This window comes from Flavisolibacter tropicus, from assembly GCF_001644645.1.
GTDB classification, from domain to species: domain Bacteria; phylum Bacteroidota; class Bacteroidia; order Chitinophagales; family Chitinophagaceae; genus Flavisolibacter; species Flavisolibacter tropicus.
In genome coordinates this window covers 532,459-549,645 of record NZ_CP011390.1, presented here as the reverse complement: position 1 = coordinate 549,645, position 17,187 = coordinate 532,459, and the positions used below count along the sequence as shown (strand labels likewise).

Sequence of the window (17,187 nt, the reverse complement as noted above, 5' to 3'; positions counted from 1 at the left end):
AAATACACTTGAAAGTAAATGGGGTGCGAGAATTAATGCTAATGGGTGTCTGACGATCCAATTGGTTTACCAATTGAAGTTTATGCTATAAAGCTAGGAACATTAAATTATTTCCCCAATAGAAACTTGTATTTATTTCAAAGCTTAAGGAACGATATTCTTAATGAAGAGTTGAATTTAAATTGTCAAAATTTTATTATTTATTCTGATTGTATTCATCATAAGTGCATTCAATAAATGCCCCATGTATCAAGGCACGATTTCATAATTGCTTCTTAATTCTCTATATTGTATCATGCGTATTGCAACCTATAATGTAAATGGAATAACCGCTCGCCTGCCGGTACTATTACACTGGCTGGAGGAAACTGCGCCAGACGTAGCTTGCCTCCAAGAGTTAAAAGCACCTCAAGAGAAGTTTCCCGAGCAAGCTATACTAGAAGCCGGCTACCAGGCTATTTGGCATGGACAAAAGAGTTGGAACGGTGTAGCCATTTTATCCAAACACGGAAAGCCTGAAGAAGTAAGACGCACACTTCCAGGCGATGAAGAAGATACCCATAGCCGTTATATTGAGGCAATGATCAATGGCATAAGGATCGGATGCCTATACCTACCCAATGGCAACCCGGCACCAGGACCAAAATTCGATTACAAGCTGCAATGGTTTGAGCGCTTGATCAAACATGCCAGGGAATTACTATCGAGTGGCATTCCTACTGTATTAACGGGCGATTATAATGTAATACCTACCGAACAAGATGCTTATAAACCAGAGCGCTGGGTAGAGGATGCTTTGTTCCGACCAGAATCACGAGCAACATTTAAGAAACTTATTGATCAGGGTTGGATTGATGCAATTCGCACATTACACCCCGATGAAACTATCTACACCTATTGGGATTATTTTCGCAATGCATATGGCCGGAACGCTGGAATACGTATCGATCATTTCTTATTAAGTCCTCAACTCATGCCCCGTCTACAGGCTGGTGGTGTAGACCGCCAAGTACGTGGCTGGGAAAAAACAAGTGATCATGCACCTGTTTGGATTGAACTGGAAGGTCATTAAAGGCTTCGGCATCTACTTTAGGCCTCGATATTCCAAAGCTTAGAAAGAGTCCTTGTAATTGAGAATACTAACAGATATGGAATATCTATATGGAGGACCAGTTACGTCAAAAAATCACAGCCCTAAGCAGCCTCATTGAAACAATTTATTTCTATAAATAGTTGGGAAAATCAGTAATGATTCCATCTACACCCCAACCAATCAGCTGTTTGATTTTCTCTTGATCATTTACAGTCCATGGAATGATCTTCATCTTCCGGTCGTGACATTGTTTAATAAGTGTGGGCGTTACCAATCGAAAGGAAGGACTGTAAATGTCTGGTTGGAATCCTAAAACCTGCAGGTTTGTTTCAAAGGCTTGGTCAGCATCGGTCAGGAAACCAATTCGCACACCTGGAAATTTCTTTTTCACCTCTTGCAGTGGTCGCACATCAAACGACTGAATATAAAAACGGTTACCGATCGATGTGTTTTTAACCACCTCTATGACAGCATCAACAAGTGTTGCCGGTGTTGCATTATAACCCAGGCTGTCATACCTCTTACTGGTTTTTAATTCTATATTGTAGATCACACCCGGCAGGCCTTTAGAGGTGGTATAATGCTCTACCGAGTCAATCAATTCTGCTAACAATGGCATCGATACTTTGATCTTATCCTGTTGCGGAAAAGCGCTATAAGGTTTGGAGCCTACATCAAACTTCCGGATGTCGCTATAATTCATCTGGTGCCAAACGTAATTGGTAGCTTCATTGGACGGAATAGATCTACCATCTTCAAAAAGACTGTGATTTACATTTACGTAGGGATCGTGTGCTACTAATACTTTTTCATCTTTTGTCAGATACACATCTACTTCCACTACGTTGGCACCAAGATCAACTCCTTTTTTCATAGCTGGAATCGTATTCTCCGGCATCAGACCTCTACTCCCCCTGTGTCCTTCTTTATAAAAGGCTGGAAAATTATTGGTTGAAGCCAGTTTTTTGCCGCTTTGGCAAGAAACGATGCCCATTATCGAGCACACAGATATAGCGTAGTGAAGCATTTTCATGATTGATATCCCTTATATATTTAACTATTTAATTTTTCTTAGCCATTCATTTAATGAAAAATGATAAGCTCTTTTGGTGCTTATCATTCAAAAAATAGAAAGTTTATGTGTTGGTCTTTGCTAGTTTAAAATCCTGCAACCGCACTAAAGGCCAAAGCAGCCAATATAGCACCTATTATTGGTCCTACTACTGGTATCCAGCTATATGACCAATCGCTGCTTCCTTTTCCATTTATTGGTAACAGTGCATGCATAATACGTGGTCCAAGATCCCTGGCAGGATTGATAGCGTAACCCGTAGTACCGCCAAGGCTTAAACCGATTCCTAAAACCAATAAGGCTACAGGCAGGGCATCTAATGCGCCCAAACTACTTGAAGGTGCTGCTATATACAAGACACTAAAGACTAATACAAAAGTCCCCACGATCTCAGAGATTAAATTACTCGTGGTATCACGTATGGCCGGCCCTGTTGCAAATACAGCTAGCTTAAGCCCTGCATCAGCTGTCGAAGTAAAATGATGACGATAAAGCAACCATACAAGAAAGGCGCCAAGCATAGCACCACCAAATTGACCAGCGAAATAAAGTGGCACTGTTTCAAGCGGTATTTTCTTTAAAAAGCTCATGGCTACTGTTACAGCCGGGTTCAGGTGTGCTCCACTGTTTTTAGCGGCTACAAATACGCCCACAAAAACAGCAATAGCCCATCCGAATGTAATGACAATCCACCCTCCATTATTGCCCTTGGTTTTGTTTAGTACCACATTGGCTACTACTCCATTTCCCAGTAGAATAAGGAGGGCTGTTCCAATCAGTTCAGAAATAAATATTGACATAAGCGTTGTTTTAGATTATTTCTCAATTTCAGCCCACACTTCAGCAGCCTTGATAGCAGTATTCCACTTGGCTATATTGCGTTGGCGAGTAGTATCGTCTAAATTAGGTTCAAAACTCTTTTGTTCTTTCCAGTATTGCTGTACTTCAGAAAGATCTTTCCAGAAACCAATAGCTAATCCAGCCAGGAAGGCAGCACCGGCAGCTGTCGTTTCAGTGATCTTCGGCCTCACCACTTTACAATTCAGCATATCACTTTGGAACTGCATTAATAGATCGTTTACAGTGGCGCCACCATCTACTCTTATCTCGGAAATTTCAATACCAGCATCGGCATTCATAGCATTCAAAACATCCATAGTTTGAAAAGCGATGCTTTCAATAGAGGCACGTGCGATATGGCCTGCTGTTGTACCCCTGGTAATTCCCATCATCGTGCCTTTTGCATGTTGGTTCCAATAAGGAGCTCCAAGACCGGCGAAAGAGGGAACAAAATATACGCCCCCATTATTTTCAACACTGGCAGCCAGGGTTTCTACTTCTGCAGAAGAGCGGATCACTCCCAAGCCATCACGCAACCACTGCACCACAGCGCCAGCAATAAACACGCTGCCTTCTAAGGCATATTGTGTGTCATCACCAATTTTCCACGCAATGGTAGTCAGTAGATTGTTCTTGGAAAAAATGGGTTGGTCGCCTGTGTTCATCAACATAAAGCATCCTGTACCATAGGTATTCTTAACCATGCCCGGTTGTGTACACATCTGGCCAAATAAGGCAGCCTGCTGATCACCTGCAATACCACAGATCGGAATATTGGCTGCTGTCAGTATATGATCTGTATAGCCATATATTTCGCTGGAAGAGCGAACTTCTGGCAACATACTTTCCGGAATGGCAAATAGTTCTAAAAGTTGTTTATCCCACTGCAACGTATGAATGTTAAACAACATAGTGCGGGAAGCATTGGTCACATCCGTCGCATGTACCTTGCCGTTTGTAAGTTTGTATAACAACCACGAGTCAATAGTACCAAAACACAATTCACCCTTTTCAGCTTTTTCACGTGCTCCTTCTATATTATCCAACAGCCATTTTACCTTGGTAGCAGAGAAATAAGCATCAGGAATCAGGCCCGTGGTTTTTTGAATATATTCTGCATGACCATCTTTCTTTAACTGATCACAAAAAGCGGCTGTTCTTCTATCCTGCCATACAATAGCATGAGCAATAGGGCGAAGTGTAACCCTATCCCAAACAACGGTGGTTTCTCTTTGATTGGTGATACCAATTCCAGCAATATCTTGGGTAGATAAACCTGCTTTTAATACAGCTTCTGTAGCTACGCCAAGTTGAGTTGACCAGATTTCTTCAGCGTCATGCTCCACCCAGCCTGGCTGAGGAAAGTGTTGTGTAAATTCCTTCTGTGCAATAGATACGGCCTCTCCGGCTTGGTTAAAAACAATGGCACGAGATGAGGTGGTTCCCTGGTCAAATGCCAATATGTATTGATTCATAGAGCTGAAGTTAATCGTTTAAATATTTTCAATAAAAAATTATAAAGCACACGGGTTAAAAAGATAGACATCATTTTATTATCTCTTTCCCAACAACTACAGGTTTAAGGCATGCATTTACCGATTTTTAGAAATGATACCTAATTTAAGAGTTAGTTATTATAGAGATCCGGATAATCCGTAATGATTCCATCTACGCCATATGTTTTTGCTTGTTCAATCAGCTCTTTCGTGTTTAAAGTCCACGGAACTACTTTCATTCCTTTTGCATGACAGGCATTTACCAATTGAGTAGAAAGCAACGCGTAATTAGGGCTATAGACAAATGGCACAAACCCTAGCTCATTCAATTGCTCATCCAGGCTTCTTTTATCAGTAGCCTCCATAAGTAACGAGGTCTTGAATTGAGGATATTTTTTATGTATTACTTGTAACGTACGTATATCAAAAGATTGAATAACGGTTCTATTGGCAATGCCGGCTTCATTAATAACAGCCACTAATAGGTCTACAAACTCTTCAGGCGCTGGATGTTTTACACCATCACCAGAAGGCATTGATTTCGTTTCAATATTATACCACAAAGGTGCGTGTCCCTTCTTTTTGGCATATTCCTCTGAAGAAGCAATGAGTTCTGATAATAATGGTTTGTGTACAGCTATTTTTTGTTGACGCGGAAAACCAGGGTGTGGTTTTAAACCTACATCATACTTTTTTATGGTATTATAATCCATACCATAAAGAAGCAACGCCATCCCCTCCTGTTTTGTCAGCGTCTTTCCTTCTGGTGTAGTAGTTATATCTGAATTAAAATAAGGGTCGTGAGAAACGACTACTTTTTTGTCTTTAGAAATGCTGGCATCCATTTCTAAAGTGGTTACACCTAAGTCTATCGCATTATGCATAGCCGGAATGGTATTTTCAGGCATTAAACCTCTACCACCTCTGTGACCCTCTTTATCAAAAGCAGGAAATGTATTCATAGCTTCCTTGTTTACTGTACTGTTTTTATGTGTGGCACAAGAAACCAATGTAGTAACAGCTATTAAGCCTATTGCAATAGAAACCTTCGTCATCATCAAGCAAGATTATTTTAAGTAATTACCTTTTTTCAATATGTCGGCCCATAGTTTATAGCCAGCAGCTTTTAAATGTAAGCCATCCTCTGTAAACTCTTTTTTTAACTTGCCTTCACTATCTTGAAAATAAGGATGCAGATCAATCAATACGGCACCATACGCTTTTGCCGTTTCTTTAAGCCGTTCGTTTACATATTGAATATGCTCGTCTTTGTTATAATGATTCTTAAACTGGGTAAAGGTGTTATTTACCGGCAACAATGTTTCCAAGTAGATCTTTGTTTTAGGACTACCCTTCTTAATTCGCGCTACAATCTTTCTATGATTTTCAGCGATGATACTATCTGGAATATTACGGGATATATCATTGATGCCTATAAGAATAAACACCTTGGCAGGCTTGCCTTCTATCACCTCATCAAGGCGCTCTAATACACCAAAGGTAATATCGCCTGAAATACCACGATTGCGGGCTTCCTTCATCTGTAATAGCTCACTCCAATCCACATTAGCCGTTATACTATTACCAAGGAACACTACATCTTTCTCACTATTTTTAAAACTGCGGAACAATTCTTTCTTCAAGTCATAATTGTTGGGACGGAATGTGCTATCCCATTTAGCTGTTTGGGCGGAAGCCCCCTGAAATGCTTGTAAAAGCATCCATACCAAAGCAAGTTTTTTCATCGGGTTAAATAGTTTGAGTAACAACATATTCTTTACCAAAGCGGTCTGTGGCTATGATCTTTATTTCCTTCGCCGTATTCGGTACAAAAGCACGGAATAAATGATCTGTCATTTTAGGTTCAGCAAATCCTCTTGGCTTTGGCAGGTTCGGTCCTTGTAAAGTGGCATATGCCTGTGGATCAAATCCTTCAAACTGTTCTAATGAACCTTTTGCTTCACCATCAATCCAATGTGCCGTTTTCCAGGCAGGATCGTAATTCCAGATATTTACTTTCACTTGTTTTTGAACATTGTTAAACTCACTGATGGAAACACTCAATTGATAATTGGCGTCTTGACCTGTAGCCTGGTAATGCCATTTCAAGTCAGTACCTTTTACGGTATAAACGCCATAGCCATTTGGTGTTCCATCACCACAAATCGGGCCCGTCCACCAGGCACCACACACTGTTCCGTGGTTATGCTCATAGATATTGCCTTGTATCACATTGTCATGCCAATGCGTATGCCCCGACATAATATGCACGGTTCTATCTCCTAGAATTTCATACAAGTCTTTCCTATTCTTCACCGATGAATGAACAGGAATATGTAAACAAAGAATGATCAGTTTCTCTTTGGTTACATAGGATAGATCTTTCTTTAGCCAATCTAATTGTTGTTGGGTAATGTATCCATCATAGTCACGCTCAACGCCTAAGTAGCGTACATCGTCCAACACTACATAATGCACCTGTCCGCGGTTGAAGGAATAATAGGTAGGACCAAAAGCCTTCTTAAAAGTGCGGTCAGAAGTTTCGTCACCCCCCTGGCGGTAATCCATGTCGTGATTACCAATACACTGGAAAAAAGGTATGCCCATTTGCTGAACTCCTTTTTTGTAATCATCAAAGATTTCCAACTTGTCCCAGGCAATATCTCCAACCGTAATGCCATGGATCAAAGCGCCAGTACCTGCGCTTGCCACCAGTTTCTTTACATCGGGTACCGATTGCGCTAGCATTTTTTGAACATCACTGGCGTTTGCCATTTGCGGATCTGCCCAAATGAGAAATTTGTGTTCATTGTCGTCCACGGTCAGGCGCTCCAGTTCAAAGTCAATGTCTCCACTCCCCTCTAGTTTTTTATAGGTCGATGCGATACCGTTCGTATGAGGAAATGCATAACCAGCAGGAGTTGACACAAAGATGTATTCGGCAGCCTCATGCTTTGTCAGTGCATATTGTCCTTTGGCATTAGTGAGTACCACCGAGAAACCATCCGAAACGGCCACGTTAGCCAAGCCCTTGCCACCAGATTGTACGCGCCCCTTAATGACTTCGGAGGTGCCGCTACCTTCAGGAACAATTTTTTTAGAACAACTAGCCAGTACTGCGCCGCCAGAGAGCCAAAGTGTATTTCTTAAAAACGAACGTCGTTGCATAACATTAAGTAAAAGAGAGGTATAAGGAATGCGGTGTATTTAGAGCACCGCATTCCTGAAAAGATCTATTTAGTTGCTACAGACTGCTGCCTGCAATTATTTTATTCTTCTATAGAGGTTGCGCCTTCAATCTGGCTCACAGTGGAACTATTGGTCAGCACAACGCTTTTCAATGCACGTGCTGTTGTCCAACGGCCAGTTGTTTTGTTATATTTCCCACCCAGCTGGGAAAAATTACTTGTCGTAGGAAATGCAAATCTTGAGGTATTTGACCCTTGGTTGAAAAAGGGCTGGTCCGCTTGTGTAGAAGGATTTTTCAAATCATACAAATCAGTGTTGGTAATGCGGTACCCTAGAGGCGGCGGTCCGGCAGTAAATACCTGACCACCATTACTACCATAGAAGATTACATCAATGGGCTCGGTTTGAGACGTAACATCCGTTTTGTCAAAAACAGCAATACTGGCAACGTTACCACTATTTGCCAAAAGATTACTTGTGGCAGCACCAAAGCCATCACCAGCATCCGTTTGGTATGGTTTAGATATCCATAACGCGCTTGTAACATCAGCCGAGGTGGCACCCCAGATCTTTTTATTAGCCCCTACATAGAAGTATTGGCCTTTTTGCACCGTACCGGTAGTAATGTTGATCTTGTAGGTTCTGGCACCTCCAGTAGCCCAGCCTTCGGCCGGATATCCATTAGACCCGGCGTTATTAGAAGTTACTAAAGCATAAGGTGTAGCCGCAAAATCAAGGTTTTTAGTGGCCATTAACTGAATGTATTCATAGCCGCCATCAGTACCGCTAGGGTCAGTCAGATAGCCGGTAATTATGATGTTGGCAATCTTAGGGGCAGTGGCAGCCGTTACAAGGATGTCGCTATTACCGCGGGGCCAAAGTTGTGGCTTGCCGTCGGCACCCCCAAACACAATACCCGTATTATTAGACATATAAGGAAGGGGCTTATTAGCGTAGTTGGCTCCTTGTTCTGTATGCAATGTAAGATTACCAAAACCATCATTCATGATGCGATCTCCGGCATAGGTAGTTCCGGCTGGGTAAGAAGGATCAAAGCCTCCTTTGTTTACAGTTATCAAGGTGCTCTCATAAGTGCCAGGAGCGTTGAGCACATCGCTGTTTTTAACAATCACTGGTACAACCTTAGCGCCAGAAGACACTTTTGTGATCTTCTCATTAGTGACCCCAGTAAGTTGTAAGATACCATTGACACGTTTTAACACAGCACCTTCTACATTGATCACTACAGAATCGCCAGGTACATAGCTGGCGGCAGCATCACCTATAGAAATGGCTATACCACGCAACAATGATAAACGGCGGTGGTCTTGTACCACTAGCATTCCAGCAGGCATATTACCACCTGAATGATCTGATACGACAAGACCAGTAATTTGGGAAGCCCCAAACAAGGCATCCTTAGTTAGGGTTACATCCTGACCCTTGTCTAAATTCCGGAGATCAAACAAAGCTATGAAAGGGCTTAATGTTCCACCAGGGTAATTACTGCTTTCTTTTTTGCAACCCCACAAAAGGGTCAAAGACAACAAAAGAAAGGAAAAGAGTTTTATATGTTTCATTATAGTATTGTTTTGTATTGACGGCTTGGGTTTATTCAACAAAAGCACATGTTACAATTATGGTTTTTGCCACCACACTTGAGTAGAAATAATATCTGCTCCTTGGTTAGCCACCGCAATCTTGTAATTGGATGGATTGGTAGATTGCACATACACTGGGTATACCATGCGAGCAGGCATCACGCCTCCATTGCGCAGGCCAGAACCTTTGGGCAATACCGGATGTCCGGTGCGGCGGTATTCAAACCATTGCTGCATATCAGTCATGAACAGGGCATAATATTTCTGAAGGTGTATCTTTTCCATTTTTTCATCTAATGATGCACTTGCATTCCATTGCATGTCTGCATCTATCAGGTACTGTGTCACAGGACCTGTCCATGTAGGCAGCCACTGTGTAATGCTTGTTTCAACACCCTTGTTGTAATACGTCTCGGCCGAAGAACCAATCCAACCTTTGGCAGCAGCTTCTGCCAGGATAAAATTCACTTCTGCGTAGTTCAGCATCATACCAGCAATAGTATCTTTCTGCATAGAGATAGCAGATGTATTGCTATAGAACCATGATTTTTTTATTGGGTTATCAGCTGGTGCATAACCACTAGGTACTCCTTCAAAAGCTCCCAAGTAAGGAGCAATTCCCCAGCGGTTGATACCATTTGCTCCTAAAGATGTATTGATGCGAGGATCGTTCCAATCAACTAGATTATTGATAAAGAATGAAGCTACAGCAGGCTGACGGTAATCCTGTTCCCGAACTGCCATAAGCGGGTTAATATAAGGAGCTGTTCCGTTCCATCTTAAAATGGCAGACTCGGTATTGCTGCTAATGATCGGATAAGTAGCAGCATTAGTTTCTACTATATCGCGAATCTTGGCTTTGGCCAAGTCTGATACTTCAGCTTTTCCTGAAACACGCAGCAATAGGCGCAGGTAAAGAGAGTTAGCAAACTTTTGCCACTTCTTGATGTTGCCCCCATATACAGGATCACTAGCTCCATTGATGGCAGTATTTTCTTTCAACAGGAGGTTTGCTTCTTCCAGCTTTTTGAAAATATCAAAGTAGATGTCTTTCTGACGGTCAAATGTTGGCTCAAACAACAGCGAATCTTTTCCCTTGTTAGACTGGAAATAAGGAATGTCGCCGTAGGTATCGGTAAGAATGGAATAGATCCATGATTGACACACCAACGAAATACCCATATAAGACTTATTAAAATTGGAACCGGTGGTATCGGCAGCAATCTTATAGATGTCTTTAAAATTGGTTAGTTCTGAATACAGTCCGTTATAAAGATAATCGGACAGCGTGGCGCGGAAGTCATAGCGGAATACCTGGCCATCTGCGTCACTCATGTTTACAGAAACCTGCATCAGTTCATTGTTAAAGTTGCGGTTTCGGGTCATGTTATAAGTCAATGTACCCACTAATGCCGGAGCCAGCAATTGTTGCGGCAACGCAGCAGGAATATCATTTGGATCAGTATTAATTTCCTGGAAGTCCTTTGTGCACGATGTTAATGCCAGACTGAACATCGTCAACAGAAACACAATTTTATTAAGAGTCTGCTTCATTGTTTAATAGTTTTAGAATCCAATAACCAGATTAGCACCCATTGTGCGGGTAGAAGGGAATTGGGCTTGCTCAAACCCCGAACAATATCGGAGCCGCTAAGCGTACCAAACTCAGGATCAAACATTGGCCATGGAGACCAGATAAAGAGGTCACGGCCATACACTCCAATAGTAGCGCGTTGTATGCCCAACTTCTTGGTCAACTTAGGGCTGATGGTGTAATCAAACCTTGCCTCGCGAAACTTAATGAAGTCAGTACTAAAAGTTGAACCCTCAGCATTATCTGTACCCATATGAGATTTGTAGTACTCTTCGATGTCAGTAGCAATAACGTCATTAGTACGATACTTACCATCTGCATCCTGTACTACACCGTTTCCAATGATTCCATTATAGCGGCCAGGCAGCGTTGATGTAAGTTTGCCTTGTTCTGCAAGTTTATAGTGCATCAGTGAGTGAGCAACGCCACCATACTGTGCATCAAATAGTACATTCAAACGGAACTGCTTGTAGGCAAACTCATTGCTGAAACCCACCTTACCCTTTGGTATAGTGTTTCCAAGGTATACTACATCTTGAGTTATCAATGCGTTACCAGTTGTGGCATCATACACCACTTGTCCATCAGGAGAACGTACGTACCCTCTTCCATAGAGGTCACCCATGCTACCGCCTACCTTGGCCACGATCTGGCCACCACCTACTGGTCCTGTTTGCAGCACCAAAGATGTATCAGGCAATTCCTTAATGGTGTTTTGATTTTTAGAGAACACAATATTCGTGTTCCAATTAAAACCTTTTTTAGACTTTAATGGAGAACCGCTCAATGCTACTTCCAAGCCCTTGTTGTTCACCTTTCCAGCATTCATCACATAACGGGTAAATCCGGAAGCACGATCAACAATACGTTGCAAGTGCTGATCCTTCGTATTGCCAGTATAAACAGCCACATCAACGCCTATGCGATTTTTAAGCAATTTAACATCAGCACCAGCCTCATAGGTAATGGTGCGCAATGGTTTCAGGTCAGGGTTAGACAACAATGACGGATTTTGCAACCCTCCGCTAAACAGTCCAGGAGCAATTTCATAATTGTATGAAGTCAAATAAGGAATTACACCACCACTGCCCACACTGGAAGCAGAAAAACGGAACTTGGCAAAAGAAATACTGCTTGGCAGTTTTGCAGCGTCAGAAAGCACAAAGCTTACGTTTGCTGAAGGATAAAAGAACCCTGAGTTTTGAGTACGTTGAGGTGTTGCCAAAACGCTATTCCAGTCTTGACGGGCTGTAAGATCAAGGAACAAGTAACGCTTATAGCCAGCTGTAAACAATCCGTAAAAGCTATTGATACCATACTTGCTTCTGAATGGCATGCTTACTAAGGTACCGGCTGCATTAGCAAAAGAATAAAGACCAGGAGAGGTTAGAGAGTCTGCACGAGTCTCGTCGCGGTTGTAGTTGTTTTTGAGCACACTACCACCCAGGTTTACCGTGAAGTCAAAATCAGAACCAACCTGCTTGGTATACTTAGCAAGGAAGTCCATGGATGTTTCATTAGAATAAATATTCTGCGTACGATAACTGCCTTTGGTTAGCTTAGAACCGGCGTCATAAGGACGTTTTTGAGCACGCTGTTCATAAGCCATATCCATTGATGTGCGTACCTGCAAACTCAACTCTTTAGTGATATTGTAGTTCGCCTGGATATTGCCGGTAATATTGTGTCGGTTTGAGCTGTTAATAAACTCATAGGCTATAGCATACGGGTTCTCTGGAAAGGAGCTGAACGGATACTCAATTTTGCGTCCCTCCTGCCCTTTCTGCCAATAATTTTTCAACCAGGCTGCATCCGCATTAGGCTGCCAGAAGATCCACCAGTACATAATAGACTGGTTACCATAACCAGCACCTGGCAAGTTATCACTATAACGATTGGTATAGTTGATTTTGGATGATATCTGAAGTTTATCGGTGATTTTAGAGTTTACAGAAAGAGCAACCGTATTGCGCTTGTAACCTGTATTCGGAGTAATCCATTTGTTGTCCACATTGGTAAAGGAGAAACGGGCAGTAGTTTTATCAGTACCACCATCCACACTTATCGTATTCGTTAATGTTTGACCTGTTTGAAAATAACTCCTGTTGCTGTTTTTATAGGGAACCCAAGGTGTTCTTTCCGTGCCGCGTGCTTGAGTTGCCGGGTCATACTGGTAGAACATCTGGCCATCAAAACGAGCACCATAGGCTGAGGAAGTGGCGCTGGTACTTGCTCCATCTACTCCGGCGCCATAAGAATAATAAGGTACGCCATTATTTCCCTGACCATATTCATATTGCAGATCAGGCCAACGGTTCACTTGCTCCATCGACCAATTTGATGTAAGCGTTACACCGATACCCTTCTTTTTAGCAGTACCGGACTTCGTTGTAATAATAATGGCACCGTTGGCACCGCGTTGACCATATAACGCAGCTGCACCAGGTCCTTTCAAAACCGTAACCGATTCAATATCTTCAGGATTGATGTCGTTGATGCTGCTACCATAGTCAGCAGGCATGTTGTCACTGCTGGTACCATAGGCAGACTCCCCGCTAATAGCATTGCGGCGACCACTACCTTGGTTAATAACAACACCGTCTACAACAACAAGCGCTTCGTTATCGCCAGTTAAGTTGTTTTCACCACGAAGGATAATCTTATTTGAAGAAGCAGGACCGCCATTAGAGCGTACCAGGTTTAAACCGGCAACCTTACCCGAAAGAGCGTCTGTCCAGTTGGCTGGCATAGCATTCGTCAGGTTTTCGGTTTTCAAAGTAGTGGCCGAGTAACCAAGTGCCTTTTCCTTACGTGTAATTCCAAGGGCAGTTACTACAACCCCTTCCATCTGTGTGTTGGAGGCCTTTAGATCCACATTAATGGCGGATTGTCCTCCCACTCGTACTTCACGGGCAGTAAAACCTACTGCTGAAAATACAAGGGTCTGACCATCGTTGGCGTCAATAGCAAATGCACCTTTATCATCGGTGGTTGTACCAGCTTTAGATCCTTTAATTACTACGCTGGCACCAGCTACGGGTTGCTTATCGTCGTCAAGCACCCGCCCGGTGATTCTTTTTGGTTGAGCCAGCATCAGCAGGCTGAGCATCATAAAGCAAACAGTGCTGAGCAGGTGTCTCCACGTTCCACCTGTCATGGCAAGCATCGTTTTTCTTCTCATTGTGTCGATTATGGTTTAAAAATTTTAGTCTGGGTTTTATTTATAAGTCGATTGTTTCTTATGCTTTTTCTTTGTTCCAGGTTAGCGCAGTAAATACAATGGATAATATGCAAGCACCTATCAGTACTACAAAACCGCCGTCCCAACTCCAGGCGTCTACCACATAACCCATAGCAATATTGGCAAACAGGGCCCCGCCCAAATAGCCAAAAAGACCGGTAAGACCAGCTGCAGTACCTGCTGCTTTTTTAGGAACCAGATCTAATGCCTGTACACCTACCAACATCACTGGCCCATAAATGAGAAAGCCAATAATAATCAGTGCGATATTATCTACCATTGGATGACCAGCTGGATTTTTCCAATAAACAAATACAGCTGCTGTTACCAGTAGCATATAGATAATGGTTGCAGGCGCACGACGGCCTTTAAATATTTTATCGCTTAACCATCCACAAAGCAGTGTACCAGGAATACCAGCCCATTCATAAGCGAAATAGGCCCAGCCTGTTTCATCCATACTAAATCCTTTTGCTTCCTTCAAGTAAGTAGGCGCCCAATCTAACACACCATATCGAACCAGGTAGATAAAGGCATTGGCAAAAGCGATATACCATAGCACTCTGTTATTTAGTACATAATCCTTGAAGATCTGCTTGGCACTCATCTCCTCTTCATGCTTCTGTGAATAGGCAACACCGTAATCATTTTTATATTTCTCGATAGGTGGCAATCCGCAAGACTGAGGTGTATCACGGATAAGCAAGTACGCAATAACTGCAATAACGATAGCAATTGCACCAGGGAAATAAAACTTGCTTTGCCAACTTCCAAATAGAGCAATACCCGCAATAGATAATGGTCCAATCATTCCACCACCTACATTATGCGCCACATTCCAGATGGACATCTTTATCCCACGTTCTTTAATGGAAAACCAATGCACCATCACGCGGCCGCTTGGTGGCCATCCCATGCCTTGAAACCAACCATTGATAAATAAGAGGGCAAACATGATAGCAACGGAAGAAATAGCAAACGTAAACATGCCCATTGCGATCATTGTAACAGCAGAAAGCAATAGTCCCAGCGGTAGAAAAATACGGGCATTACTTCTGTCGGAAACGTTCCCCATCAGGAACTTACTTATTCCATAAGCAATAGAAACACCCGATAACGCAATACCCAACTCTCCTTTTGAAAAACCTCTCTCTACCAAGTCGGGCATGGCCAGTGTAAAATTCTTTCTTACCAGGTAATAGCCGGCATATCCTATAAAAATCCCAAGGAATACCTGAAGGCGTTTCTTCCTATATTCAGAGTCAATCTCAGCAGCTGGCAACAGTTCCTTATGCGGCGCTGGTTTCAAAAAATCGAAAGTTCCCATAGTTTACAAGCAATCTATTTTCTCAGTTTTGTTTCAATAAATATTGGTGCGCTAGTTTCGTATATTGGTTTACCTGATCATGCTGCCATTGCTCATCTTTCTCTAGCGTTTCAGCCATGATAGCCGCAATCTGTGGCGCTATCCGAATACTTTCTTGTGCATTCAAAAGCAAGGCACGTGTACGTCTGGCTAACACATCTTCTACTGTTCTGGCCATTTCATTTTCTACAGCCCATTTAACCTGCTGTTTGTGAATTTTAAGGCTGTCGCTGATCCACTTTCCGGCGCTGCCATTCATTTGGCTTTTAATCAACTGTGCATCACTGCCATAGAAATACAACGGATCGCTCCAGTTAACATTTTCCGCATATCCATGAATATGCATGTGAGCCGTAGCCGTTTTTTTGTGTGACCATTGCAAGTGCTTCTCTATTTGATCAACCATATCTTCACCCATTTTGCGATAGGTGGTCCACTTGCCGCCTAATATGGTAAAGAGGCCACCTGGAGAGATCATGATCTTATGACTTCGGGAGATTTCTTTGGTCTTTTGTTCTCCTTTTTGAGGAGCTGCCAGTGGACGTAAACCAGCAAACACACTAAGAACGTCACTGCGCTTTGGTTTTTCAGTAAAATAGGCGGAAGCCGTTTCAAGAATAAAGTTTATCTCTTTTTCTAATGCCTGTGGCTCAAGTGAAGCTTCTTCAATTGGGGTATCTGTTGTTCCCACTACTACCTTTTCATGCCAGGGCACAGCAAAAAGAACGCGCCCATCGCTGGTTTCCGGTATCATTAAAGCATGCTCAGAGGGATAGAATTTTTTGTCTAATACAAGATGCACGCCCTGGCTTACGCAAATACTTTTTTCGCTGGTTGGATTATCCATTTGAAGAATGGTATCCACAAAAACCCCCGTTGCATTTACAACTGCCTTTGCTTTTACAAAGTATTGATTACCCGATTCGACATCTTCAATTTTAGCTCCTGAAATTTGCTGTCCATTTTTACTAAGCCCAATTACTTTCGTATAATTAATGGCGTAACCACCATTTTGGTTAATACTTTGAACCAGGTTAATCGCTAACCGAGAATCATCAAACTGACCATCATGATATTGAACACCACCCAATAAATTTTTTGTATTTATTCCGGGTAGTTTTTCTAACGTTTCCTTTCTGGAAATAAATATGGAAGAACCAAGAGATAATTTGCCGGCTATCCAATCATACAATTTTAACCCAATTGTATATTTCAGCCGATCCCATTGTGAGTATATGGGAATAATAAAAGTTTGGTTTTTAACTAAATGTGGAGCATTTTTTTGAAGAAGACCTCTTTCAATACTGGCTTCACGAACAAGACGCACATCACCTTGTGCCAAATATCGCACGCCGCCATGCACCAATTTTGTACTGCGGCTGGAAGTTCCTTTTGCGAAATCGGATTGTTCTATCAATAAGGTTTTATAACCACGGCTTACAGCGTCCATGGCTATACCCAAGCCAGTTGCCCCTCCACCGATTACAAGGACATCCCACTCAGTATTTCCAGTTTTTATAGCTGCTAGGAGTTCTTCTCTATCCATCTTTATCTCACTGTCATGTATTTCGCTCATTAGTAGATAGTTTCAAATTGTTTCGATACTATGGTGTTTTGTTACGATTCGAAAGCAATTATAACACTTTAAATACTAATTCGAAATATTTAGAAACACAATTTATTAACAATTCTTTT

Annotated in this window: 12 protein-coding genes; 1 reads left to right on the top strand and 11 read right to left on the bottom strand. The window is 42.2% G+C overall.

Annotation, left to right across the window (positions count from 1 at the left end):
• Window positions 1-295: 295 nt before the first annotated feature.
• The gene (gene xth, locus SY85_RS02220; protein WP_066401597.1) at window positions 296-1,072 is read left to right on the top strand and encodes an exodeoxyribonuclease III; all 777 of its coding nucleotides are present in this window, start codon (window positions 296-298) and stop codon (window positions 1,070-1,072) included.
• A gap of 151 nt (window positions 1,073-1,223) precedes the next feature.
• On the opposite strand, the gene SY85_RS02215 is transcribed toward xth, so the two are convergent.
• From SY85_RS02215 to SY85_RS02165, 11 genes are all read right to left on the bottom strand, one after another.
• Window positions 1,224-2,126: a glycerophosphodiester phosphodiesterase family protein gene (locus SY85_RS02215; RefSeq protein WP_066401596.1), complete on the bottom strand. Its 903-nt coding sequence runs from the start codon at window positions 2,124-2,126 to the stop codon at window positions 1,224-1,226.
• Between the two features lie 125 nt (window positions 2,127-2,251).
• A complete protein-coding gene (locus tag SY85_RS02210; protein WP_066401595.1) occupies window positions 2,252-2,965 on the bottom strand; it encodes an MIP/aquaporin family protein in 714 nt (237 codons plus the stop codon).
• A gap of 15 nt (window positions 2,966-2,980) precedes the next feature.
• On the bottom strand, window positions 2,981-4,480 hold the full coding sequence (glpK, locus tag SY85_RS02205) for a glycerol kinase GlpK (RefSeq protein ID WP_066401594.1): 1,500 nt from the start codon (window positions 4,478-4,480) through the stop codon (window positions 2,981-2,983).
• A gap of 152 nt (window positions 4,481-4,632) precedes the next feature.
• Complete coding sequence (locus tag SY85_RS02200) at window positions 4,633-5,559, bottom strand: glycerophosphodiester phosphodiesterase family protein (protein ID WP_226998976.1); 927 nt, start codon at window positions 5,557-5,559, stop codon at window positions 4,633-4,635.
• Window positions 5,560-5,568: 9 nt separating this feature from the next.
• Window positions 5,569-6,246 (bottom strand): GDSL-type esterase/lipase family protein, encoded by a 678-nt coding sequence (locus SY85_RS02195; protein WP_066409258.1) that lies wholly within the window; start codon window positions 6,244-6,246, stop codon window positions 5,569-5,571.
• Window positions 6,247-6,250: 4 nt separating this feature from the next.
• The gene (locus SY85_RS02190) at window positions 6,251-7,669 is read right to left on the bottom strand and encodes a calcineurin-like phosphoesterase C-terminal domain-containing protein (protein WP_066401592.1); all 1,419 of its coding nucleotides are present in this window, start codon (window positions 7,667-7,669) and stop codon (window positions 6,251-6,253) included.
• Between the two features lie 101 nt (window positions 7,670-7,770).
• The gene (locus tag SY85_RS02185; protein ID WP_066401591.1) at window positions 7,771-9,270 is read right to left on the bottom strand and encodes a DUF5689 domain-containing protein; all 1,500 of its coding nucleotides are present in this window, start codon (window positions 9,268-9,270) and stop codon (window positions 7,771-7,773) included.
• A 57-nt stretch (window positions 9,271-9,327) separates the two neighbouring features.
• A complete protein-coding gene (locus SY85_RS02180) occupies window positions 9,328-10,845 on the bottom strand; it encodes a SusD/RagB family nutrient-binding outer membrane lipoprotein (protein ID WP_066401590.1) in 1,518 nt (505 codons plus the stop codon).
• On the bottom strand, window positions 10,842-14,066 hold the full coding sequence (locus tag SY85_RS02175; RefSeq protein ID WP_226998975.1) for a SusC/RagA family TonB-linked outer membrane protein: 3,225 nt from the start codon (window positions 14,064-14,066) through the stop codon (window positions 10,842-10,844). The genes SY85_RS02180 and SY85_RS02175 overlap by 4 nt, the downstream gene beginning before the upstream one ends.
• 58 nt (window positions 14,067-14,124) lie before the next feature.
• Window positions 14,125-15,453 (bottom strand): glycerol-3-phosphate transporter, encoded by a 1,329-nt coding sequence (glpT, locus tag SY85_RS02170; RefSeq protein ID WP_066401586.1) that lies wholly within the window; start codon window positions 15,451-15,453, stop codon window positions 14,125-14,127.
• Between the two features lie 22 nt (window positions 15,454-15,475).
• Window positions 15,476-17,068 (bottom strand): glycerol-3-phosphate dehydrogenase/oxidase, encoded by a 1,593-nt coding sequence (locus SY85_RS02165; protein ID WP_099459365.1) that lies wholly within the window; start codon window positions 17,066-17,068, stop codon window positions 15,476-15,478.
• Window positions 17,069-17,187 lie beyond the last annotated feature (119 nt).

What these genes read in the sequence shown, in the direction of transcription:
- xth (WP_066401597.1), top strand. Translation starts at nt 296, where the DNA reads ATGCGTATTGCAACCTATAATGTAAATGGAATAACCGCTCGCCTGCCG.
- SY85_RS02215 (WP_066401596.1), bottom strand. Translation starts at nt 2,126, where the DNA reads ATGAAAATGCTTCACTACGCTATATCTGTGTGCTCGATAATGGGCATC.
- SY85_RS02210 (WP_066401595.1), bottom strand. Translation starts at nt 2,965, where the DNA reads ATGTCAATATTTATTTCTGAACTGATTGGAACAGCCCTCCTTATTCTA.
- glpK (WP_066401594.1), bottom strand. Translation starts at nt 4,480, where the DNA reads ATGAATCAATACATATTGGCATTTGACCAGGGAACCACCTCATCTCGT.
- SY85_RS02200 (WP_226998976.1), bottom strand. Translation starts at nt 5,559, where the DNA reads ATGATGACGAAGGTTTCTATTGCAATAGGCTTAATAGCTGTTACTACA.
- SY85_RS02195 (WP_066409258.1), bottom strand. Translation starts at nt 6,246, where the DNA reads ATGAAAAAACTTGCTTTGGTATGGATGCTTTTACAAGCATTTCAGGGG.
- SY85_RS02190 (WP_066401592.1), bottom strand. Translation starts at nt 7,669, where the DNA reads ATGCAACGACGTTCGTTTTTAAGAAATACACTTTGGCTCTCTGGCGGC.
- SY85_RS02185 (WP_066401591.1), bottom strand. Translation starts at nt 9,270, where the DNA reads ATGAAACATATAAAACTCTTTTCCTTTCTTTTGTTGTCTTTGACCCTT.
- SY85_RS02180 (WP_066401590.1), bottom strand. Translation starts at nt 10,845, where the DNA reads ATGAAGCAGACTCTTAATAAAATTGTGTTTCTGTTGACGATGTTCAGT.
- SY85_RS02175 (WP_226998975.1), bottom strand. Translation starts at nt 14,066, where the DNA reads ATGAGAAGAAAAACGATGCTTGCCATGACAGGTGGAACGTGGAGACAC.
- glpT (WP_066401586.1), bottom strand. Translation starts at nt 15,453, where the DNA reads ATGGGAACTTTCGATTTTTTGAAACCAGCGCCGCATAAGGAACTGTTG.
- SY85_RS02165 (WP_099459365.1), bottom strand. Translation starts at nt 17,068, where the DNA reads ATGAGCGAAATACATGACAGTGAGATAAAGATGGATAGAGAAGAACTC.